The 23,286-nt window shown below is 37.8% G+C and carries 24 protein-coding genes, 1 pseudogene and 1 riboswitch; of the genes and pseudogenes, 13 read left to right on the forward strand and 12 right to left on the reverse strand.

The genetic code is table 11. The features are described from left to right. From QF028_RS10395 to QF028_RS10405, 3 genes are all read right to left on the reverse strand, one after another. Complete coding sequence (locus QF028_RS10395; RefSeq protein ID WP_429465168.1) at nucleotides 1-753, reverse strand: phosphonate ABC transporter ATP-binding protein; 753 nt, start codon at nucleotides 751-753, stop codon at nucleotides 1-3. A gap of 14 nt (nucleotides 754-767) precedes the next feature. Next, nucleotides 768-1,667: a putative selenate ABC transporter substrate-binding protein gene (locus tag QF028_RS10400; protein ID WP_429465170.1), complete on the reverse strand. Its 900-nt coding sequence runs from the start codon at nucleotides 1,665-1,667 to the stop codon at nucleotides 768-770. A 203-nt stretch (nucleotides 1,668-1,870) separates the two neighbouring features. Further along, nucleotides 1,871-3,424: an ABC-F family ATP-binding cassette domain-containing protein gene (locus QF028_RS10405; RefSeq protein WP_429465172.1), complete on the reverse strand. Its 1,554-nt coding sequence runs from the start codon at nucleotides 3,422-3,424 to the stop codon at nucleotides 1,871-1,873. A 162-nt stretch (nucleotides 3,425-3,586) separates the two neighbouring features. Between QF028_RS10405 and QF028_RS10410 the strand changes: the two genes are divergently transcribed. Then, a complete protein-coding gene (locus QF028_RS10410; RefSeq protein ID WP_429465174.1) occupies nucleotides 3,587-4,072 on the forward strand; it encodes a hypothetical protein in 486 nt (161 codons plus the stop codon). Nucleotides 4,073-4,202: 130 nt separating this feature from the next. After that, nucleotides 4,203-4,421 (forward strand): spore germination protein, encoded by a 219-nt coding sequence (locus QF028_RS10415; protein ID WP_168244083.1) that lies wholly within the window; start codon nucleotides 4,203-4,205, stop codon nucleotides 4,419-4,421. 347 nt (nucleotides 4,422-4,768) lie between these two features. On the opposite strand, the pseudogene QF028_RS10420 reads toward QF028_RS10415, so the two are convergent. Next, a pseudogene (locus QF028_RS10420) lies at nucleotides 4,769-5,137 on the reverse strand (solute carrier family 23 protein); the annotation flags it as partial. A 77-nt stretch (nucleotides 5,138-5,214) separates the two neighbouring features. After that, nucleotides 5,215-5,520 carry a hypothetical protein gene (locus tag QF028_RS10425; protein ID WP_215004237.1) on the reverse strand — a complete coding sequence of 102 codons (306 nt, stop codon included), beginning with the start codon at nucleotides 5,518-5,520 and terminating at the stop codon, nucleotides 5,215-5,217. A 175-nt stretch (nucleotides 5,521-5,695) separates the two neighbouring features. Between QF028_RS10425 and QF028_RS10430 the strand changes: the two genes are divergently transcribed. From QF028_RS10430 to QF028_RS10440, 3 genes are all read left to right on the forward strand, one after another. Further along, nucleotides 5,696-5,908 (forward strand): DUF5659 domain-containing protein, encoded by a 213-nt coding sequence (locus tag QF028_RS10430; protein ID WP_429465177.1) that lies wholly within the window; start codon nucleotides 5,696-5,698, stop codon nucleotides 5,906-5,908. Continuing rightward, a complete protein-coding gene (locus QF028_RS10435; protein WP_429465179.1) occupies nucleotides 5,892-6,503 on the forward strand; it encodes a hypothetical protein in 612 nt (203 codons plus the stop codon). The genes QF028_RS10430 and QF028_RS10435 overlap by 17 nt, the downstream gene beginning before the upstream one ends. A gap of 359 nt (nucleotides 6,504-6,862) precedes the next feature. Continuing rightward, a complete protein-coding gene (locus QF028_RS10440; RefSeq protein ID WP_429465181.1) occupies nucleotides 6,863-7,309 on the forward strand; it encodes a hypothetical protein in 447 nt (148 codons plus the stop codon). 163 nt (nucleotides 7,310-7,472) lie between these two features. On the opposite strand, the gene QF028_RS10445 is transcribed toward QF028_RS10440, so the two are convergent. Further along, nucleotides 7,473-8,762 (reverse strand): nucleobase:cation symporter-2 family protein, encoded by a 1,290-nt coding sequence (locus tag QF028_RS10445; protein ID WP_429465183.1) that lies wholly within the window; start codon nucleotides 8,760-8,762, stop codon nucleotides 7,473-7,475. Then, a complete protein-coding gene (locus QF028_RS10450) occupies nucleotides 8,762-9,355 on the reverse strand; it encodes a xanthine phosphoribosyltransferase (protein ID WP_215004245.1) in 594 nt (197 codons plus the stop codon). Before QF028_RS10450 ends, QF028_RS10445 begins: the two co-directional genes overlap by 1 nt. 131 nt (nucleotides 9,356-9,486) lie before the next feature. Then, a riboswitch (purine riboswitch) is annotated at nucleotides 9,487-9,588 on the reverse strand. 209 nt (nucleotides 9,589-9,797) lie between these two features. On the opposite strand from QF028_RS10450, the gene QF028_RS10455 reads away from it, so the two are divergent. Beyond that, nucleotides 9,798-10,796: an NAD(P)H-dependent flavin oxidoreductase gene (locus tag QF028_RS10455; protein ID WP_429465185.1), complete on the forward strand. Its 999-nt coding sequence runs from the start codon at nucleotides 9,798-9,800 to the stop codon at nucleotides 10,794-10,796. Nucleotides 10,797-10,943: 147 nt separating this feature from the next. Here QF028_RS10455 and QF028_RS10460 read toward each other — a convergent pair whose 3' ends face one another. After that, entirely contained in the window at nucleotides 10,944-11,231 is a 288-nt protein-coding gene (locus tag QF028_RS10460) for a hypothetical protein (RefSeq protein ID WP_215004249.1), read from the reverse strand. 341 nt (nucleotides 11,232-11,572) lie between these two features. Between QF028_RS10460 and QF028_RS10465 the strand changes: the two genes are divergently transcribed. Together QF028_RS10465 and QF028_RS10470 are read left to right on the forward strand one after the other, a co-directional pair. After that, a complete protein-coding gene (locus QF028_RS10465; protein ID WP_429465187.1) occupies nucleotides 11,573-12,763 on the forward strand; it encodes a glycine C-acetyltransferase in 1,191 nt (396 codons plus the stop codon). A gap of 82 nt (nucleotides 12,764-12,845) precedes the next feature. Continuing rightward, nucleotides 12,846-13,790, forward strand: a complete 945-nt coding sequence (locus QF028_RS10470; protein ID WP_410886247.1) for an L-threonine 3-dehydrogenase — start codon at nucleotides 12,846-12,848, stop codon at nucleotides 13,788-13,790. A gap of 84 nt (nucleotides 13,791-13,874) precedes the next feature. Here the strand turns inward: QF028_RS10470 and selD are convergent, their stop codons facing one another. Further along, the gene (selD, locus tag QF028_RS10475; RefSeq protein WP_429465189.1) at nucleotides 13,875-14,930 is read right to left on the reverse strand and encodes a selenide, water dikinase SelD; all 1,056 of its coding nucleotides are present in this window, start codon (nucleotides 14,928-14,930) and stop codon (nucleotides 13,875-13,877) included. Nucleotides 14,931-15,068: 138 nt separating this feature from the next. On the opposite strand from selD, the gene QF028_RS10480 reads away from it, so the two are divergent. Next, nucleotides 15,069-15,308: an Rdx family protein gene (locus QF028_RS10480; protein WP_429465191.1), complete on the forward strand. Its 240-nt coding sequence runs from the start codon at nucleotides 15,069-15,071 to the stop codon at nucleotides 15,306-15,308. Between the two features lie 99 nt (nucleotides 15,309-15,407). Here the strand turns inward: QF028_RS10480 and QF028_RS10485 are convergent, their stop codons facing one another. Continuing rightward, entirely contained in the window at nucleotides 15,408-15,806 is a 399-nt protein-coding gene (locus QF028_RS10485) for an Hsp20/alpha crystallin family protein (RefSeq protein WP_429465193.1), read from the reverse strand. 169 nt (nucleotides 15,807-15,975) lie between these two features. Between QF028_RS10485 and selA the strand changes: the two genes are divergently transcribed. Next, the gene (selA, locus tag QF028_RS10490) at nucleotides 15,976-17,382 is read left to right on the forward strand and encodes an L-seryl-tRNA(Sec) selenium transferase (protein ID WP_429472271.1); all 1,407 of its coding nucleotides are present in this window, start codon (nucleotides 15,976-15,978) and stop codon (nucleotides 17,380-17,382) included. Between the two features lie 81 nt (nucleotides 17,383-17,463). Here the strand turns inward: selA and QF028_RS10495 are convergent, their stop codons facing one another. Continuing rightward, the gene (locus QF028_RS10495; RefSeq protein WP_088087701.1) at nucleotides 17,464-17,601 is read right to left on the reverse strand and encodes a small acid-soluble spore protein P; all 138 of its coding nucleotides are present in this window, start codon (nucleotides 17,599-17,601) and stop codon (nucleotides 17,464-17,466) included. A gap of 113 nt (nucleotides 17,602-17,714) precedes the next feature. Between QF028_RS10495 and QF028_RS10500 the strand changes: the two genes are divergently transcribed. After that, nucleotides 17,715-17,984 carry a hypothetical protein gene (locus QF028_RS10500; RefSeq protein ID WP_088087700.1) on the forward strand — a complete coding sequence of 90 codons (270 nt, stop codon included), beginning with the start codon at nucleotides 17,715-17,717 and terminating at the stop codon, nucleotides 17,982-17,984. Between the two features lie 36 nt (nucleotides 17,985-18,020). Here the strand turns inward: QF028_RS10500 and sspO are convergent, their stop codons facing one another. Next, the gene (sspO, locus tag QF028_RS10505) at nucleotides 18,021-18,173 is read right to left on the reverse strand and encodes a small acid-soluble spore protein O (protein WP_026567316.1); all 153 of its coding nucleotides are present in this window, start codon (nucleotides 18,171-18,173) and stop codon (nucleotides 18,021-18,023) included. Nucleotides 18,174-18,503: 330 nt separating this feature from the next. Between sspO and acnA the strand changes: the two genes are divergently transcribed. Together acnA and abc-f are read left to right on the forward strand one after the other, a co-directional pair. Continuing rightward, on the forward strand, nucleotides 18,504-21,209 hold the full coding sequence (acnA, locus tag QF028_RS10510; RefSeq protein ID WP_429465196.1) for an aconitate hydratase AcnA: 2,706 nt from the start codon (nucleotides 18,504-18,506) through the stop codon (nucleotides 21,207-21,209). A gap of 324 nt (nucleotides 21,210-21,533) precedes the next feature. After that, on the forward strand, nucleotides 21,534-23,264 hold the full coding sequence (gene abc-f / locus QF028_RS10515) for a ribosomal protection-like ABC-F family protein (protein WP_429465198.1): 1,731 nt from the start codon (nucleotides 21,534-21,536) through the stop codon (nucleotides 23,262-23,264). Nucleotides 23,265-23,286 lie beyond the last annotated feature (22 nt).

Below are 23,286 nucleotides of genomic sequence, written 5' to 3' on the forward strand. Positions count from 1 at the left end.
TTAACCTTGCTCCTTTAGTCGATAAAGGTTGGTTAACAGATCATCCGTCACTTTTTCAGTTGGCAAATCAAAAAGGATTTCACCATTTTTAAGAGCGATAATTCTTGTAAAATATTTACGAGCATATTCGATGGAATGCAAACTGGCAATTAACGTTTGTTTTTCCTCAGAAACGATTTTTATTAACATGGCTAATACATCCTCGGCTCTTGAAGGATCTAGAGACGCTACTGGTTCATCAGCCAAAATTACTTCAGGTTTTTGGACCATTAATCTCGCCATCGCGACACGCTGCTGTTCGCCTCCAGATAAAGTGGAGGTAATTTCGTACATCTTATCAGTAAGACCCACTCTTTCAAGTGCTTTTAAGGCGATTTCTTTTTCTTGAGGTACAAGCAAAGAGAAGAGGGATTTGAAAAGGCCCCAGTCAGCTAATCGGCCAGCCAGGACATTATGGATAACCGCGATTGAGCCAATCAAATCAAATTGTTGACGAATCACACCAACCTTTTTTGCAAATTTATGCCCATTTTTATAGGGTGATATCGGTTTGCTATCAATCAATAGCTCGCCACTTTGGATTGGAACAAGGCCGGCAATTGAATTTAATAACGTTGTTTTACCTGCACCGCTCGGTCCAATTAACGCTACCAATTCCCCTTGCTTAATAGAAAAAGAAAGGGAAGATAGGGCTATCTTCCGCATAAAGTGTTTCGATATATTTTTAGCTTCAATCATTGTTTTTGAAGACATGTCTACAACACCTACTACTTAATAATCTGTAATTCTTTTGCTACTTGTTCAATCTTTTTATAGTTAGCATTATTCGTTTCAACGAAGCTATCTGTTTGGAATAAGTCAGCAATTTCCTTTTGCTCGCTAGTAATCGATAGAAGGGCATCTTTTACTTTTTGCTTAGTACCTTTACCAAAAACATCTTCCACATTGCTATTGATTGTCCAGTTATAATCATAGTAAGCAGGAGTTGTATAGAATACTTTAACTTTTTTCGTATCAACTTTGCCTTCTTTTACAGCTGCTTCCCAAACTGCTTCGTTTAGTGCACCTGCTTTAAAGGCACCGGATTCAATTAATTTGTAGGTTGTATCATGGGAACCGGAGAAATTAGGTTTACCGTCAAAGTCTGTATTGGCATCAATTCCAGCCTCTGATAAATAGTAACGTGGCATTAAATGACCAGATGTTGAGCTTTCACTGCCAAAAGTGAATGACTTTCCTTTTAGATCTTCAAGCTTTTTGATATTTTCTGATGTTTGGGTGATAAATACGGAATGGAATTCCGCGTCACGTGGTCGTTGTACTATCGATTCTGCTTCAGGGACAAGGTTCCTAGCTTGTACACTTGTTAATCCGCCAAACCAAGCCATATGAATTTCACCGCGTTGAAAACTAGTGACTAGTGCAGCATAATCAACAGACGGTACAAATTCAACTTTCATACCAGTCTTTTCACTTAGGTATTTAGCTACGGCCGTCATACCTTTATCTAAATCGGCTGCATTCTGGTCAGGAATCGCCCCAATTTTAAATACTTCATTCGTTGTCGTTTCTTTCTTACCTTCATTTGTTTTTTCATCACTTTGCCCACAAGCTGCTAATGAAAATACAAGAATAGCAAGTATAATGACAGAAATCCATTTTTTCATTAATAATTACACCTCGATAGTATATTTTTAATAACTTAGAATTGCTTAACCTTATATATTATAAGTGAAGTATATGTAAAAATAAATTCATATTATCTATTTGATCAATGAAAATCCATCGATTATTTAGATTTAGAAATTTAGGTTATGAAAATATAGAAAAACCCCTGCTATTAGAGCAGGGGAATTTAATCAATATTTCTTTACACTGTCTGTTGTGACCATTCTTCTGCATTCCACACTTTTGTTACCCAATCTTCATAAAAGTCTGGTTCGTGGCAGACAAGAACGACAGTTCCTTTGTATTCTTTTAAAGCACGTTTTAGTTCTGCCTTTGCATCAATATCAAGGTGATTAGTCGGCTCGTCGAATAGGATCCAGTTACTTTCATTCATCATCAACTTACAAAGTCGGACCTTGGCTTGTTCTCCACCGCTTAGCTGATTCATCGGTCGAGAGATGTGATCATTTTTCAAACCACAGCGGGCAAGAGCGGCACGCACTTGATTTTGATCCATAGATGGGAAGGCATTCCAAACCTCGTCAATCGGAGTAATGCCGCCTGCTTTTACTTCCTGTTCAAAATAAGAAGGGAAGAGGAAGTCGCCACGTTCAACCTTGCCATTGATCGGATCGATTTTACCAAGCATCGTTTTTAGTAGGGTGGATTTACCAACCCCATTACAACCGATGATGGCGACCTTTTCGCCACGTTCTATGGTCATACTCATTTTCGGTAATAGTGGTTCTGAATAGCCGATTTCTAAATCCTTAGCCTCAAAAACATAACGGCTGCTGCTGCGAGACTCTTTGAATCCGAAGGTAGGCTTTAGCGCTGTTTCTGGACGGTCAATCCGTTCAATCCGGTCCAACTGCTTTTGACGGCTTTTTGCCCGGCCAGTAGTTGAATAACGAGCTTTATTTTTAGCAATAAAGTCTTCTTGTTTTTTAATGAATTCCATTTGTTTCTCATAAGCATTAATATGCTGATTCTTATTAATTTCTGCTAACTCTAAGAATTTCTCATAGCTTGCTGTGTAGCGAGTCAGCTTTGAAAATTCTAATTGAAAAATAACATTAGATACTGGATTCATGAATTCTGTATCATGAGAGATTAGGATAAACGCATATGGGTATTCTTTAAGGTAAGAAGTTAACCAGCGAATATGTTCAACATCCAGATAGTTGGTCGGCTCATCGAGCAGAAGAACCTTTGGTTGTTCCAAAAGAAGCTTGGCAAGAAGAACCTTTGTTCGCTGTCCGCCGCTAAGTGCTGCGACGTCACGGTCTAAACCAATTGCATCAAGCCCCAAACCGCGTGCTGCTTCCTCAATTTTTATATCTAATGAATAGAATCCACCAGCGTCTAGGACATCTTGGATTTCACCCATTTTTTCTAAAAGAACCAATAGCTCTTCAGGTGAAGCATCTGCCATTTGAGCGATTACATCATTTAGTTCCTTTTCTTTTTCGAAAAGAGGGAGGAAAGCATCGCGAAGAACGTCACGCATCGTTCTTCCTTTTGTCAGCACCGTATGCTGATCCAAATAACCGTAATGAACACCTGGTGTCCATTCTACACGACCGCTATCGTGAATCAATTGACCAGTAATAATATTCATTAATGTTGATTTACCGACGCCATTAGCGCCGACAAGTCCCACATGGTCTTCAGCTAATAATCGAAAGGAAACGTCTTTAAATAAAGTACGGTCTCCGAATGTATGACTTAAATTTTCTACATTTAGTAAGCTCATTTTTTGTAATCCTCGCTTCGTCAAGAATTAATACATTAGTACATCATACTAGATTTTTAAGGATTCGACTAGATTTTTGATGAGAAAAACACTGTGATTTTATTGGAAATAGTATAGGATGCCTAACAATTTGGGTATTTTAAATATAAAAAGGAAAAAGATATGATTGGATTACTAATTGCTATTATTACATTTAATTATTTTGCTTTTAAAAAGAATAAAATGCTAAGTGCTAACCAAATAGTCCATATTTGGTCATTTACAGTTTCATTTCAGGTCCTCTTCGATGTTTTTATTGAATTCAAATACCACGGTTACTGGTATTTTGACAGGGAAATCGATTGGGCAGGAATACTTCCACATATCTTCCTAGTACCAGCTGTAAATATGATTTTTTTAAATTGGTTTCCACATAAATCAAAGGTCATTAAGCAAATTTTTTTTATTGTCATTTTTGTCATTGCCATTTTGATTTACGAAGGTATCACCTTGCTGCCTCCTCCGTGGGGTTTCTTTCATTATGGATGGTGGAAGCTTTGGCATGCAGCCATACTTGATCCGTTTTTGCTTCTTATCTTATTAGGATATTATAAGTGGATTTGCAAGTTAGAAAAGGATGCATGCAAATCTCCAAAAACAAAATTATGAAAAACTAATGGGCCTCACACGTGGCTCTTTTTGAAATTAAGAAGCATTAAAAAATAAATAATGAAAATGCTTAAACAACCGAATAATCTTGTCCATATAATAGTATATAAGCGTGGAAGGGGGTGATTGGTTGGCGACCAATCAAGATTGTATTACTATTGGGACCATTTCTGGGGGGATCGTAAACTTTGGTGGAGCAAATAATATTTCTCCAATAACGGTAACTAAAACAAATTCAGGTTCTGGGAGTGATAATACAGGGACTGATATTACGACCAACACTGGTTTAAGTTCTACAACTAAAAGAAACATAACTGAACTCTTAGAAATGATTAAGGCGATGCTTTAGAATGGCATCGCCTTTTTTGAAAATTATTTAGATCCATTTCTAGCCTTTCGTAAGTAAGCGATGCCCATTAGCATAACTGGAATAATAATTTGAAAAGGCCAGTGTAAATACGGATAACCTATTTCGCCTTCTTTCATATGTTCGGAATAATTAGCAGCAACAGTAACTGATGCGAATAAAACGATTATCCCTATTGGAAAACTGAGTTTTCTCTGTTCTTTAAATTGGAAAATATATGCGGCTCCTGCAACGGCCGCATATAAATAGAGTGTTATTACACATTTCCTGAACGGGAAAAAACAAAGACGTTACCATATCAGTATCGTCTTTTTACTATTTCTTTTTCATTAAGAGGAAATTTGATTATTTACTGCCTTAATTTGTTTAGTTGGCTTTGAAACATTGAAAACAATGTTTAGAAAAATAGCAGTTAAACTTCCTGTTACAATTCCACTGCTGGTAAGGATTTTAACGCCTTCTGGCAGGTGGGAAAACATATCTGGTACGGCAGTGACGCCCATCCCCATACCGACAGAACATGCAATGATCAGAAGATTTTCTTGTGATGCAAAATCTACATTTCCTAGCATTTTTATTCCGTAAGCAATGACCATTCCGAACATTGCCACCATTGCGCCACCAAGGACAGGTGTTGGAATAACGGTCGTGAATGCCCCGATTTTAGGAATAAACCCTAAAAATACTAGCATCCCGCCCATAATCGAGTCTGACAGTGTGCTAGATAAATTGAAAAGAGATGAAAAAAAGAAGCCCTTTATGAGCCCCCTAGTAGTTAATCCAAATCAATTTTCTTAACTTCTAAGAAGTTTTTAATACCAGTTTCAACAGTGCCTAATTTTCTATCAATATATCTATGAGGTTCTGCTGTTTCTATATTCCCTTCTAACTGTTGTTCAATCACATCACACAGCATACCTGACATTCGGCATAAATGGTCAATTGTATCAAGTAATTGAAGTTCAGTAAGCCCAGCATTTGATCTAGTTTGATAATGGGTTACTTGATAGTAAATATGATTAAGTCTTTGGTCTAATGCCTTCATGTCATCAATCGTAAATTTATCTTTTAAATTTGCCATAGTAACCATACCCCCTAAGAATATTTACAGTTTAAAGGTATCAGATTGGCAAGTTAAATAGAACACAATGGCATGTTTCTTTACATGGAATTAATAATAACTCAACAATGCTTGAAAGGAGTGATGACTTCCAATAAAACACAAATTTATTAGGTGGATGGGAGGTGGATCAAAATTGAATAGGGAAAAGGACTTTGTTGTATTCAGTCAACGTATGGCAGGATTTCTAATGATGAATGGTTGCGGATTAAAGAAAATTAAAAACGACATAAACATACCAACTAAATTTGTTTATTATTTTCCGAATACGGACTATGTGAAAAATTTTGTTGAGCAATACTTAAACAAATCAAATAAACGGAGGGATAAAGTTGAGCAACGAATTTAAAATTCAAATACCACAATCTATTGTGCGTAGTAACAAAATAACAGATAAGGAGTTCGTCTTATTAGCGAAGTTGATCCAATTTTATAAATCTCAATCAGGTGATGATAAAAGTCTCACATTTACAATCATCTCGTACAAAAAACTTATGAATTATATCAATCTGACAGACCAAAGGACTTTTATGGCTTGTCTAAAGGGTTTGAATGAAAAAAATTACATAACAAATGAAATGGTTAGGTTGCCTAGGAATGGAAAATTAACAATCATGCTCTCACCAATTGTAATCCCTGATTTGAATGACGAGAAACTGTTTACACAACTTGAATCTTGGGTTATTAACATGTCGGTAATTGAAATGGTAGGACATACAGGAGTCAGGATATTGTATTACATAATGAGCTGGATAAATTATACGCAAGTAGGAAAAGACCACTGTTACGCTTCTGTAGAACGTATGGCGAAGGATATAGGTGCTTCTGAAAAGACCTTTATCAAATATACAGGAATCCTTGAGGCTGCTAAATTTATTAAGGTTGTCAGGCATGACATAAATCTAGACAATCTGGTTGATAAAAAGGGAATGACAATTTATTAATTGATAGATGGAATAATTACTATTACATAAAGCACGATAACATTAAAAAATTTATAGAAAAAAGTATCTCATCAGTGGGTTGAAATCCCAATAAAACACCTATATGTAAGAATTGCATTTAACGTAGAAAATAATGCAATTAACAAAAAAATATGCAATTAACGAAGAAAACTTTGCTACATAATTTACATACTAGTAAGAGTAACAAGAAGATACAATAACATACATTAATATATAAATAATATACAGTATTACAATTCACAAAACGAGTTTGCGAATTGAGGATAAACTTTTTTGTTTGTTGTGATAGTCGTTATAATTTACCTTGTACATAATTCACGAATATATAAGTTGCATTAATGTTTAAAACAGTTGAGATTAAAGTAATCCAAATTATATGCGAACGTGTTGATGGTGATCCAGGGAATGAATTAGAGGTTTACGGCTCGCTAGGAGCAAATGTAGGAAATTATGATGATGATTTAAATTACGTAGTTAGGCAAGGTAAGTTTTTGTGGCAGAGAGAAGATGATAATTATGTAAATATTTCTCCAGGCAATCCACAAAAAATTGAGGGAGATAATAGTTTTAAATTTGATATGTCCGAAGGTGATCATTTCCAAATTGGAGGTCAATTAGCGGAATATGATGATAGTTCAGCTAATGATGAATTAGGTCATCCAGATAAGACGTTTAACTTTAATTCTATACCTGATAATCATATCCTTACATTTGAGGGTGGAGAACCAAATGGCCAAATGGTTAAGGCTGAATTCAGCTTTAGCGTAATTACACATTGGCCATAAAATCAGCCATTTTTTATAAGATCTTTTCCGGAAGCACACACAAAGAAACTTAACAAATATCTTCGAATTGATTAAGGCGATGAATAATAATAAAAAAAGACGATACCGAGAATAAGGATCGTCTTTTGATTTTATTGTGTCTATAATGTTAAGAGGCCATTTGCTAATTTACTGCCTTAATTTGTTTAGTTGGCTTTGAAACATTGAAAACAATGTTTAGAAAAATAGCAGTTAAACTTCCTGTTACAATTCCACTGCTGGTAAGGATTTTAACGCCTTCTGGCAGGTGGGAAAACATATCTGGTACGGCAGTGACGCCCATCCCCATACCGACAGAACATGCAATGATCAGAAGATTTTCTTGTGATGCAAAATCTACATTTCCTAGCATTTTTATTCCGTAAGCAATGACCATTCCGAACATTGCCACCATTGCGCCACCAAGGACAGGTGTTGGAATAACGGTCGTGAATGCCCCGATTTTAGGAATAAACCCTAAAAATACTAGCATCCCGCCCATGGTATAAATGACGTTTTTGCTTTTAACGCCTGAAAGCTGAACAAGTCCCACATTTTGAGAGTAGGTTGTGTATGGAAAAGCATTAAATAAAGCACCGATTATACTCGCGAGACCTTCAGCACGATAACCTCTTGATAAATCCTTTTCATTTAATTTTTTTCCAGTGATATCACATAGAGCGAAATATACACCTGTTGATTCTACCATGCTCACAATTGCTACGAGAGTCATAGTAAGAATCGGGGTCCATTCAAAAGTAGGTGTACCAAAATAAAATGGCTTCACCATATGGAACCATGATGCATCAGCTACCGCTGAGAAATTGACTTTCCCCATAATAGAAGCAGCAAGAGTACCACCAATTAATCCTAATAGAATGGAAATGGAGCGAATAAAACCTTTCGTAAAACGATATAGCAAGATGATAAAAAGCAACGTTCCGAAAGCTAAACTGATATTTGAAAGGCTTCCAAAATCAGGGCTGCCTTGACCTCCAGCGATGTTATTCATTGCCACCGGGATAAGTGTAATCCCGATTATGGTTACAACTGAACCAGTCACAACAGGTGGGAAGAACTTAATTAATTTTCCAAAGAATTGAGAAATAATAATGACGATAAGTCCTGAGATAAGAATCGATCCATAAATAGCGGAAATACCATACTGTCCACCAATGGCAATCATTGGTCCAACTGCAGTAAACGTACAGCCAAGTACAATCGGTAAACCAATTCCGAAAAAGCGATTCTGCCAAACTTGTAAAATGGTTGCAATTCCGCACATTAAGATATCGATCGATACCAAGTAGGTTAATTGTTCTCCGGTAAATTTAAGTGCTCCTCCGACGATAAGTGGGACGATTACCGCTCCAGCGTACATGGCTAATACATGTTGAATTCCTAATGAGGCTATTTTAAAAGGATGTTGTTTCATTAGATTAATTCCTCCACGTTCTCATTTATAAATGACACTTTTCCATTTGAAAGCGAGGCAATCCGTGCTAAGGATTCAACCCTTAAACCAAGGTCCTTTAATTTTTGTGGACCATGTTGAAAGGACTTCTCGATGACAATGCCAATTCCAACAACTGTTGCACGGCTTTTTTGAACAATATCTACTAAACCAAGTGCAGCTTCCCCATTTGCAAGGAAGTCATCAATGATTAGGACTCTATCATTTTCATTTACATATTTCTTTGAAATGGAAATTTCGTTTGTTTCATTTTTAGTAAATGAATGGACTGAAGCTGTTAATAAATCATCGACAAGCGTCAAAGATTTTCTTTTTCTTGCGAAGATTACAGGAACATTCATATATAAACCAGCCATAACTGCAGGGGCAATTCCTGAAGATTCAATAGTTACGATCTTTGTAATACCATCACCTGCAAAAATCCTTGCAAACTCTTTTCCTATTTCAAGCATTAATTGCGGGTCTATTTGGTGGTTCAAAAATGAATCAACCTTTAAAACATTTTCCGAAAGAACCTTTCCGTCGGTGTTGATTTTCTCCTCTAGTAATCTCATGTTAGATTCTCCTTATAAAATAATAAAAAGCCCAAAGGTCATTACCTCACATCAAAAAATTGAGTGAGATAATGATCTTTGGGCTACGTGTCCGAAAGAATATGGAATTAGTGCACTCAAATAGAAGAGCGACTTTCCCATTACTCACTCATAGTCGGATTATTAATGGCAATCCGGTAGAAACTTGCGGGCCATATCCCCGCGATTATATGAGTGAAACCATATGAATTTATTCCCATTATAAAGCACAGGAGAAAAGTAAATCAATCATTTTTAGCAAAGAACGAACATTTTATCAATTTAATTAATAATCGTTCGTGGATGGTAAGCGTTTAAGAGGCAGAAATAAAAGGTTCATACAAAGATTGAATAACCATTCATTTTCAGGTACTATGAAAGTGTATCGTTTATTCTGAAAATTCTAAAATAAAGGGTGAGCAAAATGAAGAAATCAATTCCTGAATCATGGTGGAACCAATTAAAATTACCGGTTATTTCGGCCCCGATGTTTTTGGTGTCAGGCACCGAACTCGTGAAAAACTGTTGTTTGAATGGCGTGATTGGTTCTTTCCCTGCTCCAAATGCAAGACCAATTGAGGTTCTTGATCAGTGGATGGGGCAATTAAATGAAGAGTTAGAAGAGGCTCGTGCGCTCGATCCTAGCCGAAAAATTGCACCTTGGGCGATGAATATGGTCGTACATAGCTCTTACAGCCGCCTGCAGGAAGAACTTGCATTGATTAAAAAGCATCAGCCGCAATTGGTAATTACCTCCTTAGGAAGTCCGAAACAAGTCGTCGATATTGTGCATGAATATGGTGGGCTCGTATTCTCTGATGTGAGTGATTTGAAGTTTGCTCAAAAAGCAGCTGAATCTGGTGTCGATGGACTTATTTTGGTGGCAAGCGGGGCGGGTGGTCACGCGGGTCAAATCAACAGCTTTGCCTTCGTGGATATGGTCCGTAATTTCTGGGATGGTATCATTGTCCTTGCTGGTTCCATTTCAACAGGGAAGGGAATTTTAGCTGCACAGGCAGCAGGCGCTGACCTTGCCTATATGGGAACCCGCTTTATTGTTGCGACAGAAAGTATGGCCAATGATGATTACAGGGAAATGCTGGTTGAAGCCACACAAGAGGATATCATTTTAACGGATGCTTTCTCCGGCATCATGTGCAATATGCTGGTACCTAGTATCAAAAAGGCAGGTTTGGACCCAGAAAAACTTGTTAAAAAAGACAAGGTAAACTTTGATAATATGCAAAGGGAGACGAATGCGAAAGCATGGAAGGATATTTGGTCAGCAGGACATGGCGTCGGGGCAATAAATAAAATAGAATCGGCTTCTGAAATAATTAGTAGTTTAGAAAAAGAATACAAAGAGGCATTACAAAATATCAATCGAAATGTCGGAAAATTGAGTTCGGTGTCCGTCAAATAAGAAAAGCATACAAGCATACGATTGCGAAAAGAGACTCTCACATTGAAGCAAACAAATGTCCTTGACAAGGAACATTAAATAGATTAAAAAAACCGGGCATTGCCCGGTTTTTCTTTTGGAGCAAAAGAACTTATCCCCGAATTTTGCTTACTTTTTGTTTTTCTCCTTTGATACCATATTGACTACTTTATAACCTGGTTTCATCTTAATCTTCTTAATACCACTATTCATTGTGACTTGGTACATGGTAAATTTTCGAGGCTGATGTTCCAGTCTATCAATTTTTTTAATGGTTTCTTTTTGAAAATATTTATGTATTTTCTTCGTTTGCTTTTCAGGTTTTTCACCGTAAAGAAAATCGTAGGCAATAATAAATAGAAAAATAAATACCGCCCCAATAACTAGTGTGTATAAGGTTGAATACAAAAATGACAAGATTGACATCCTTTCTATGTAGCATAGAGTTGGAGATTGACTCAGTATGATTAAAAAACCATTATAACTTAAAACCATGCCATTATAAAATAATTCATTGATAGCAGTTTTGTTATCTTAAGAAATAACATTATTTTTGATTGGGTACACTAAAAGAATATAAAAATATTTTTGTTTATTTGTCCGCTAGATATGCACAACCATAAAAATTTATGATAAAGTATAGCATAGTAATCCTTTAATACCAGTGTTTAACAAAGGTATAGATGTCCGCCTGAAACGGACGATTGTTTTTCCGTAAACAACAAAGCACGTTCAAATGAATAAAGGGGGAATTGAATATGTCCAGTACTATTTTGGAGCAATTTTTAAATGAAAATCTTGATAATTTAAAGGGAAAAGGTTTGTACAATATCATCGATCCGCTCGAAAGCCCAAATGGACCAGTTATAACAATTAACGGCAGAGAGCTAGTCAATCTGTCTTCCAACAACTATTTAGGCTTAGCCACGGATGAACGTTTGAAAAAAGCCGCTAATGAGGCGCTAGAACAATACGGAGTTGGCGCAGGGGCCGTTCGAACCATCAACGGAACGCTTAAACTCCATGTTGAACTGGAAGAAAAATTAGCTGAATTCAAACATACAGAAGCAGCGATTGCTTACCAATCTGGATTTAATTGTAACATGGCGGCTATTTCCGCAGTAATGGATAAAAATGATGCGATTCTTTCGGATGAATTAAACCATGCGTCGATAATCGACGGTTGCCGGCTTTCCAAAGCAAAAATTATCCGTGTGAACCACTCCGATATGGAAGATTTACGGGCAAAAGCAAAAGCAGCAAAGGAGTCAGGCCTTTACAATAAAATTATGGTGATAACAGACGGCGTGTTCTCGATGGACGGTGATATTGCTTTACTGCCTGAAATTGTCAAGATTGCTGAGGAATTTGATCTGATTACATATGTAGACGATGCTCATGGATCAGGTGTGCTTGGAGATGGGGCAGGGACCGTTAAGCATTTTGGTCTTTCTGATAAAATTGATTTTCAAATCGGTACATTATCTAAAGCAATTGGCGTGGTTGGCGGTTATGTCGCGGGTAAGAAAAATCTCATTGACTGGTTAAAAGTTCGCAGCCGTCCATTCCTATTTTCGACCTCATTAACTCCTGCCGATGTGGCAGCAAGTAAGAAGTCAATTGAAATCTTAATGGAGAGCACGGAACTGAATAAAAAGCTCTGGGAAAATGGAAATTATCTAAAAAAAGGCTTGAAAGGGTTAGGTTTTAATATCGGCAACAGCGAAACTCCGATCACTCCTTGTATTATCGGGGACGAAGCACTTACTCAACAATTCAGTAAACGTTTGAATGATGAAGGGGTTTATGCCAAGGCGATTGTGTTCCCAACCGTTCCACAAGGGACTGGACGAGTGCGTAACATGCCAACAGCTGCACATACAAAAGAAATGCTCGATCAAGCGATTGCTATTTATGAAAAAGTCGGCAAGGAAATGGGCGTTATTTAGGTATCACCCTAACTGATTGAGTAACGTAAAAATAAAGTAAATCACTATTTTTAGTAAGAGTGAAGAGGACGGAGAAACGACGATGAAGCGTATTTTAATCACAGGTGCTTTAGGGCAGATTGGATCAGAATTAACTTTAAAGCTAAGAGACATCTATGGTGCGGATAATGTCATTGCTACAGATATTAAAAAGAATGACAGCGAAGCCGCTCAAAGTGGTCCTTTTGAGACCGTCGATGTAACGAATTTAAACCAAATGGTGGAAGTAGCTAAAAAATACAACGTTGATACTGTTATGCATTTAGCCGCTCTTTTATCAGCTACAGCAGAAGCCAAGCCCGTGTTTGCCTGGAATTTAAATATGGGCGGGCTAATGAATGGATTGGAAACTGCAAAAGAGCTAAAGGCGCAATTTTTCACACCAAGTTCGATTGGTGCTTTTGGTCCATCCACACCTAAGGACAAAACCCCCCAAGATACGATAATGCGTCCAACGACGATGTACGGTGTCAATAAAGTGGCAGGGGAATTATTGTCTGATTACTATTTCCAAAAGTTTGGTGTCGATACCCGCGGCTTGCGTTTTCCAGGGTTAATTTCCTATGTTGCACTTCCTGGCGGAGGGACTACGGATTATGCCGTTGAAATCTATTATGAAGCGCTCAAGAATGGCCAATATACTTCATACATTGATAAAGGTACCTATATGGATATGATGTATATGCCCGATGCCCTAAATGCAATTGTTGACTTAATGGAGGCAGATTCATCAAAATTAATCCACCGTAATGCTTTCAACGTGACAGCGATGAGCTTTGATCCTGAAGAAATTGCGGCTTCTATCGCTAAGTATGTACCTGGTTTTGAAATTTCTTATAATGTTGATCCAGATCGTCAAAAAATTGCGGAAAGTTGGCCAAATTCAATTGATGCTAGTGCGGCAAAAGAGGAATGGGGCTTTAAATACGCGTTTGATTTGGATAAAATGACCAAGGATATGGTGGAGAAGCTACGTCAGAAAATATAATAATAATTATAATAATCCTGGACCAAAATGGTTCAGGTCTTTTTTTTGCATAAAAGAAACAGCGAAGCAACTAAGGCTTCGCTGTTATCTTTTTACATAGATATATTTGTCTTTTTTCTCGGTAACTCTACCAATAATCGCAGCATATGCTAGACCATTAGAATGTAGCTTGTCGACATATTGAGCCGCTTCCTGTTCACTAAGTGAAACAAACAGACCCCCAGATGTAATCGCATCACATAGGACCAGCTGCTCCTCCGGAAGAATATCCTCATAAACAACATCATCAGCTATCCATTTATGATTCGACTTAGAACCACCAGGCACCACACCATTTTTCGCTAATTCAAGAGCACCTTCTAAAACAGGGACTTGTGAGAGTAAGAATTCAAAACTGACATTACTACCACGTGCCATTTCACTGCCATGTCCAAGTAATCCGAATCCAGTTACATCAGTTACAGCGTGAGGATGAAATTCGGTTAACACTTCAGCTGCCACTTTATTTAGCGTTGCCATTGTTTCTGTCACTATTCGTTCCTGCTCGGGTGTTACCACACTTCTCTTTATACCGGTTGTGATAATACCCACACCAATCGGCTTAGTTAACACGAGAACATCACCAGGCTTGGCGCCGACATTTTTCCAAACTTTATCGGGATGGACTATACCTGTGACGGAAAGTCCAAATTTAGGTTCCTGATCATCAATTGAATGGCCGCCAACGGTAATCGCACCGGCTTCTTTTACTTTATCTGCCGCACCTCGAAGAATATCAGCTAGCATTTCGGCACCCAACTTTTTAATCGGAAAGCCGACAATATTCATAACTGTTTTAGGTTCACCCCCCATGGCATAAACATCGCTTAATGCATTTGCAGCCGTGATCTGACCAAACATATATGGATCGTCGACGATTGGGGTAAAGTAGTCAACTGTCTGTATCAAAGCGATGGAGTCGGTTATTTGGTAAACTCCAGCATCATCAGAAGTATCAAGTCCCACTAATAATTCAGGAACAGGTTCTTGTTTCGGTAATTGACGCAACACTTGCGCCAGGTCCTCAGGACCAATTTTACAGCCTCAACCCGCTTTTGTTGACAAAGAAGTTAGGCGAATTTTATCTTGTTCACTCAACATGTCCACCTCCATTTATATAGTATAACTCTTTCAAAAAAAAACCGCACGAATAGACAAAAAAATTGCTGAAGGAAAAGGAATAGGTTAAAATATTAACACTATCCTGATGTAGGAAACACTTTTTTGGAGGGTATTTTTATGAAGAACTATCATGTTATTGTTGAATTTTGCATGCAATGAAATTACGCACCAAAAGCCGCGAGTTTCGCGGAAGAGCTATTTAATCATTTTTTTAGAGATATTCAAAAGTTAGAACTGATTCCAAGTTCAGGCGGCGCTTTCGAAGTGACCGTGAATGGAGAGAAGATCTATTCAAAACTCGAAACAGGTGTTTTCCCTGATACCGATGAAATGATTGAGACCATTTCTAAAAAATAAAAGACACCCCTCAAAATCCGTTTGGAAATGAGGGGTGTTTTTTTTACAGATAAAATTATTATGTTAACTTAAGCATAAAAAATGATGCCACAAGTTTTCTTAAGGCAGGGTAATGAATCTATTTTTTCCTACTCCTCTTTCTATTTTAGAAATAAATACCTCTAGAATTCCATTTGTAAATGTAGCAAATACGTTCTGATTAATGACTTGAAACGGAAAATTAATGGAACGGACTCGTTTTTGTTTATTCATGTAAGGGGGGTATTTGGATGCAGAAATAATTAATTTATTTCCTTCTATATATACCTTTATTTCCGAAGCCTCGAATTCCCTTAAAATGGCCTCAACAATCCATTCCTTTTCTGTTTCATAAAGATCGATTGGAAATTGTGTTTCATCATAATAAGTAGTAAGTGGATCAAGAAAATAGTTTTCCAGCCATTTCTCCACTAAGTCAAAATTCAAGGTTTGATTTTTAAGTTGTTTCTTTTTTGACATATCTAATCCCCCTTGCTCGTTTCATTTTATTCAATGTGACTTAAAACGTGAAACTGATGTGATATAATTGGGAAAGTTAGAGCGCCCGTTTGTAAATTCCACTCATTCAAACGGGCGGCGACTAGTCAAATGTCAGAGAAAAAGAACATGTGATAAAGGAGTTTTTATGTTGAAAGAATGGCTACGCTCAATTCCACCGGTCCATGAACTTCAAAATCATGAGAGGTTTTTAACTCTCCTTCTACAAAGTCAGCTTGATCATACGCTTCTGACCAAACAGCTTAAAGTGGTCATTGACAACATTAGGGAAGCAATCCTAAACGATAATTGGCCAGGTGGCAGGCCAGGGACCAACCATTTTATTGAAGACCTATTTTTTATTCTCGAAACAAAAATACAGAAACAGTATTCTTATACCTTAGAAAAGGTCATAAATGCGACAGGAACTATTTTACATACAAACCTAGGAAGGGCTAGATTAAGTGAAAATGCAATCAACCATGTGATTGACACTGCAAGGAACTATTCAAATCTTGAATATAAGCTAACGGAAGGTGAAAGAGGTTCAAGACATAGTCATGTTGAAGAATTAATTAAAGATATCACCGGTGCAGAGGCGGCTATGGTGGTTAATAATAATGCTTCTGCTGTCTATCTGGTTTTAAGAGTTCTAGCTGCTAACAAAGAAGTCATTGTTTCAAGGGGACAGCTTGTTGAAATCGGTGGCTCTTTTCGAATCTCATCTATAATGGAAGAAAGTGGGGCAAAGCTTGTAGAAGTTGGCACCACTAATAAAACACATCTTTATGATTACGAAAAAGCTGTCAGTTCAGAAACTTCGATCATCATGAAGGTACATACGAGCAACTTTAAGGTCATCGGATTTACCAAATCTGTTGATACCGATGATCTTGTTGGGCTTACCAAACGAATAGATAGTGTCATTTTTTATGAAGATCTTGGAAGTGGTGCTCTATATGACTTTAGAAAGCACGGAATTGGTGAAGAACCGGTAGTAAAAGAGGTCATTGAATTAGGGGCAGATGTTGTAACCTTCAGTGGTGACAAGCTTCTTGGCGGTCCACAGGCCGGTATAATTGCTGGAAAAAAAGAAATCATTGGTCGCTTAAAAAAACACCAGTTGGCACGCGTTGTCCGGGTTGATAAGATGACTTTGGCTGCGCTTGAGGGGACGTTAATCGATTATGCCCTTGGAGAAAATGGCGTAGTAAATATTCCAACCGTTCGTGATTTATTAGTTTCCTCTGAAGAATTAGACGTACGATCGCAGTCGTTTGTTACAAATCTATTACAAAATACTGGAAAATATGTTACAAAAATTACAGAAGGAAAAAGTCAAGTGGGTGGGGGGACGATGCCGGATGTTGAGCTTCCAACCATGGTCGTGTCCTTAAAACATCGTAAATTGACGGCAGAACAGTTGGGAAGAAAGCTTCGATCCGAAGTGAAACCAGCAATTGTTGGAAGGATTCAAAAAGATGAATTTATCATTGATTTACGTACCGTGACTCCAGAAGAAGAAGAGGACCTGCTTCGGGCATTAATTAAAGTATAGAAAAGCTTAGTAATCGACTGATGCCCCAGCACTTAAACAAAGTGCTGGGCATTTTTTGACTTGCGCCTATCTTATAAGTTTCTACATATCGTGATGTGTATTATGTTTGGCTCTAGTATGGTTGCGATTCTTGACTTTGTGGGAACCGCTTAATGGTTCAGGCTGCCCCGATTGTTTTGGTGCATTTTTTCGCATGTCTTTGCCATCGTTTTTGTTCATATTGCATCCCTCCTATATGTTAGGATGCAGTGATAAAGTCCTTTTATACCGTATATTTTTTGTTGTTCTGTGCAATTTAACGGTAAACAAAATGAAGGAGTGAATGAAGAAAGATGGATAAATTCCCATACAATAAAGATAAACAACAAGCGTTTCAAGCAGCACAGCAGGGGTATGAGAATGCACAAGGACTATTCGAGACAATTGTAAGTGATAGTGCAAGTTATGGTCATCAACTAAAGCATCTAAAAGACGAAGTCAATGAAGCCTACCAACAAATTGAAAATGCACTAGAAGTGGCATCGGAACATCAACGATCGCAGCTAGAGCGTTTCCAGCAGGATCTGCAAAGCATGGTGACAGAAGTAAACCAGACAGAATAGGAAAAGCAGGCGGGGGAGCCCGCCTGCTTTTTGCTATTATTGATTTTTCTTTCGTTTTTTGTTATTCATTCTTTCTTTTGCAGTTAATTCTGGTTCGCTCGCCATTTCCTCATTAAAACCTGCACCTTTACCTTGCCCCTTGGCTGCATTCATCCCTGGAATTACATGATTAGACTTTCGTTTCACCATTCCAATCACCTCCTACACTTTTACTATTTCCTCCATAGCAAAAAACATGACATTGAAAAAGTTTTTTGAGATAATAAATAATGAAAAAGGTGGTTTTCCCATGACTTAAATCACATAAGCACAAATAGTGTTTTTTGAATTTTCAGAACAAAATACATAAAAAACATAAGTGAAACTTATCAATCGCAATAACTTTCTTGTTATTTACTTATGTAATCGCTTGTATTAAGATTAGAATTGTGAGAAAAGTTAAGCAGGATGGGAAAATTCAAACTTTTCAACTTTTCGTTAATTTTCGATTTATTAATGACGAATTAGGGGGTTTTTTACATGGTAAAAAATGATGTATTTAACGCACGCACTTCCTTTGAAGTGAATGGTAAACGTTACAACTATTACCGTTTAAGTGCACTAGAAGAGGCAGGAATTGGAAAAGTTTCTAATTTGCCTTACTCTGTAAAAGTACTACTTGAATCTGTATTACGCCAATTAGATGGCCGTGCAATTTCAAAAGAGCATGTTGAAAACTTAGCAAAATGGGGCACAAATGAGCTAAAAGAAGTGGACGTACCATTTAAGCCTGCTCGTGTTATCCTTCAAGACTTTACAGGTGTTCCAGCAGTCGTTGACCTTGCTTCTTTAAGAAAAGCAATGGCAGATTTAGGCGGAGATCCTGACAAAATAAACCCTGAAAAAACGGTTGATCTTGTAATCGACCACTCCGTACAGGTTGATGCATATGGAGCAGCTGATTCCTTAAAAATTAACATGGATTATGAATTCGAACGTAATGCTGAGCGCTACCAATTCTTAAGTTGGGCGCAAAAATCATTTAATAACTATCGCGCCGTTCCACCTGCAACAGGTATCGTACACCAAGTAAACCTTGAATACTTGGCTGATGTTGTCCACGTTGCAGAAACAGATGGTGAATTAGAAGCTTATCCAGATACTTTGGTTGGTACGGACTCCCATACAACAATGATCAATGGTCTTGGTGTTCTTGGATGGGGCGTTGGCGGTATTGAAGCTGAAGCAGGAATGCTAGGTCAGCCTTCATACTTCCCTGTACCAGAAGTAGTAGGTGTTAAATTAACAGGTGAGCTTCCAAATGGTGCTACAGCAACTGACCTTGCTTTAAAAGTAACTCAAGTTCTTCGCAGTCATGGGGTTGTAGGGAAATTCGTTGAGTTCTTCGGACCAGGAGTATCAGTACTGCCACTTGCAGACCGTGCAACAATTGCAAACATGGCCCCTGAATACGGTGCTACTTGCGGATTCTTCCCAATTGATGATGAATCACTTGCATACATGCGCTTAACAGGCCGTGAAGAAGAGCATATCAATGTAGTAGAACAATACTGCAAAGCAAACGGTTTGTTCTTTGATCCAGCGATCGAGCCAGTTTATACAGATGTAGTTGAAATCGATCTTTCAGTCATTGAAGCAAATCTATCTGGTCCAAAGCGTCCTCAAGATTTGATTCCACTTTCTAAAATGAAAGAGGAATTCGTGAAAGCTGTTTCTGCTCCACAAGGAAACCAAGGCTTCGGCTTACAAGCAGATGAGCTTGACAAGTCTGCAACTGTTAATTTCCTAAACGGTGACGAAACTACTATTAAAACTGGTGCCGTCGCAATTGCTTCAATCACAAGCTGTACCAATACATCTAACCCATACGTTCTAGTGGGTGCTGGACTTGTTGCGAAGAAAGCAGTTGAATTAGGAATGGAAGTTCCTAAATTCGTAAAAACTTCCTTAGCACCAGGATCTAAAGTTGTAACTGGATATCTTCGTGATTCGGGGTTACTTCCTTACCTAGAGCAAATCGGCTTCAACCTCGTTGGTTACGGATGTACAACATGTATCGGTAACTCCGGCCCATTAAAGGAAGAAATCGAAAAAACAATCGCTGAAAACGATCTTTTAGTTACATCTGTTCTTTCCGGTAACCGAAACTTCGAAGGACGTATTCACCCGCTTGTTAAAGCAAACTACCTTGCTTCACCACCATTAGTTGTTGCTTACGCTCTTGCTGGTACTGTAAATATTGATTTTGCAAACGAAGCAATTGGTAAAGATAAAGATGGAAATGATGTATTCTTCAAGGATATCTGGCCATCAACTGCTGAAGTTAATGATGTTGTTAAACGTACAGTAACTCCTGAACTATTCCGCCGGGAATATGCAAACGTGTTCGGTGACAACGAGCGTTGGAATGATATCAAAACAAGCAATGAGCCTTTATATACTTTTGATGAGGATTCTACTTACATCGCAAATCCGCCGTTCTTTGAAGGCTTATCACCAGAACCAGGTATCGTCGAGCCATTAGCAGGACTACGTGTTGTTGGTAAATTTGGTGATTCAGTTACAACTGACCACATTTCACCTGCAGGAGCAATTGGTAAAAATACTCCAGCTGGTAAATATCTGCTAGAAAAAGGCGTTGCAATCCGCGACTTTAACTCTTACGGATCCCGTCGTGGTAACCACGAAGTAATGATGCGTGGAACGTTCGCAAACATTCGTATTCGTAACCAAATCGCACCAGGAACAGAAGGTGGCGTAACTACTTACTGGCCAACTGGCGAAGTGACATCTATTTACGATGCTTGCATGAAGTATAAAGAAAACGGCACTGGATTAATCGTTCTTGCTGGTAAAGATTACGGAATGGGTTCTTCACGTGACTGGGCTGCTAAAGGTACAAACCTTTTAGGTATTAAAACAGTTCTTGCTGAAAGCTTTGAACGTATTCACCGTTCAAACCTTGTGTTAATGGGTGTGCTTCCACTTCAATTTAAAGATGGCGAAAGCGCTGAAACACTTGGCCTGACAGGTAAAGAAACCATTGATGTTCAAGTAGACGAAAATGTAAAACCACGTGACCTTCTAAAAGTAACTGCAACGGATGAAGCTGGTAACAAGAAAGAATTTGAAGTTCTTGTTCGTTTTGACTCTGAAGTTGAAATTGATTACTACCGTCACGGCGGAATTCTTCCAATGGTTCTACGTGAAAAATTACAAGCTTAATATTGAAAAACACCATGCCAGCTGGTAGGGTGTTTTTTCGGAAGAAATGTTTGACAAATTTTATGATCGTCTAATAAAATAAAACTAACAAACGAAAAGGAATGATTAAGGTACGATGAAATTATAATCTTGTTTTTCAGACATGATTCGAATAACGAAAAATGTTGAACCTGAAGAATAGGATTCGTCTGTCCTTTTTTATGTCCTGATCGTATATGCCAATAAAACCTTAAAAAGGTTTATTTGTTGATTCATATTAACGGCAAATTGTGATCATTTCTAAGACATAATCTCTCTTCAGGTTCAATTGAAGGGAGTTTTTTTATGCAATCAAATCAAAAAACAGTCATTAAAGTAATCGGCTTAGAAAAAAGTTTTCATTTAAGAAAGGTATTCGAAAATATCCAATTTGATATAAAGAACGGGGAAAGGATTGGCCTTGTCGGGTACAATGGTACAGGAAAGACAACATTAGCCAATATCCTTTTTGGAAAAATAACACCCGATAAAGGGATCATCGAAAAATCAAGCGAGTTAACAATAGGCTATCTATCGCAGTCGATTGATTATGAGATAAGTGATTTTCATCAGTCATTATCAGGAAGCACAACGAAAGAATTATTCCAGCATGCTAGTGAGTTAGGTCTTCAAAAGGTCTATGACTGGGAGGAAGAACGATTAAATCATTTAAGCGGAGGGGAAAAATTAAAACTGGCACTCTCAACGGTTTGGGCATCAAAACCTGACTTCTTAATTTTGGATGAACCGACAAATCACTTGGATTTTCATGGGATTGAGTGGCTGGTAACCGAACTAGAAAAATTTCAAGGACCTGTCTTAATTATCTCTCATGACCGTCATTTTTTAGATGAAACAGTGCATCGTATTTTCGAAATTGAACATGGCAAACTCCACTTTTACAATGGTAACTATAGTGACTATCGTGTTGAAAAACAACATCGGGCGGAGAATCAGCGCCATCAATTTAGCGCCCAGCAACGGCAAATAGAAATGGTTGAATCACAAATGGAACAATTAAAGTCATGGTCGGAAAAAGCCCATCGTGATTCAACCAAAAAGGGATCAGGACCCAGTAAAAGACAAAATGGTATTAAGGAATATCATCGGGCTAAGGCTAAAAAAACAGACAATCAAGTGAAATCAAAAATGAAACGTCTGCAAAATGAGCTTGAAAAAAATAAAATTGATAAGCCGTTAGATGAAGTTCAAGTAAGGTTCCAGTTTGACACTCAAGGGAAGAGAGGCAAACGGATTGTCGAGGCCAAACGTCTAAATAAATCGTACGAGGATCGAACACTCTTTCATAGCTCTAACTTCTACATTAATCACGGAGAGCGAATGGGACTCTTAGGGGAAAATGGCTGCGGGAAAACGACATTAATTAAGATGATCCTAGATCAAGAGACGTATACAGATGGGAATCTATGGAAGAGCGAATCGATAAACGTTGCTTATTTAAGTCAGGATGTTGATGATTTACCAGACGATAAATCGGTGATGGAGGCTTTAGGTTTCACAAATCGGGAAGATGTGTTAAAAGCACGGACCCTACTCGCCAATTTGGGCTTACAAGACGCGTTCATTACTAAACCAATTAGGACTTTGAGTTTGGGCGAACGAACAAGAGTAAAGCTAGTCGATATGTTAATGAAAGAATACGATGTTCTTATCCTAGACGAACCGACGAATCATTTGGATTTGCCGAGCAGGGAGCAGCTGGAAAAGACATTAGCAGAGTTTAAAGGGACGATCATAACGGTTTCCCATGATTATTATTTCTTAAATAAATTATGCGACCGGCTGCTAGTATTTGAAAACCAGCAAATTAAACGGGTAGAAATGACTCCAGAGGAATATTTTAATAAAAAAATAAAGAATGAGGATAATCAAGAAGAAGCATTATTAATCATTGAAAACAAGATCGCGGTGATTTTGGGAGAATTATCATTAATCGATCAAAAAGATCCTAAATATCTTGTATTAGACCAAGAATTTAAAGAACTTCTTAAGCAAAAACGGAATTTAAGCAATTAACAACGAAAGAGAGCAGGGATAT

The sequence above is a fragment of the Neobacillus sp. B4I6 genome (assembly GCF_050434045.1).
GTDB lineage: Bacteria > Bacillota > Bacilli > Bacillales > Cytobacillaceae > Neobacillus.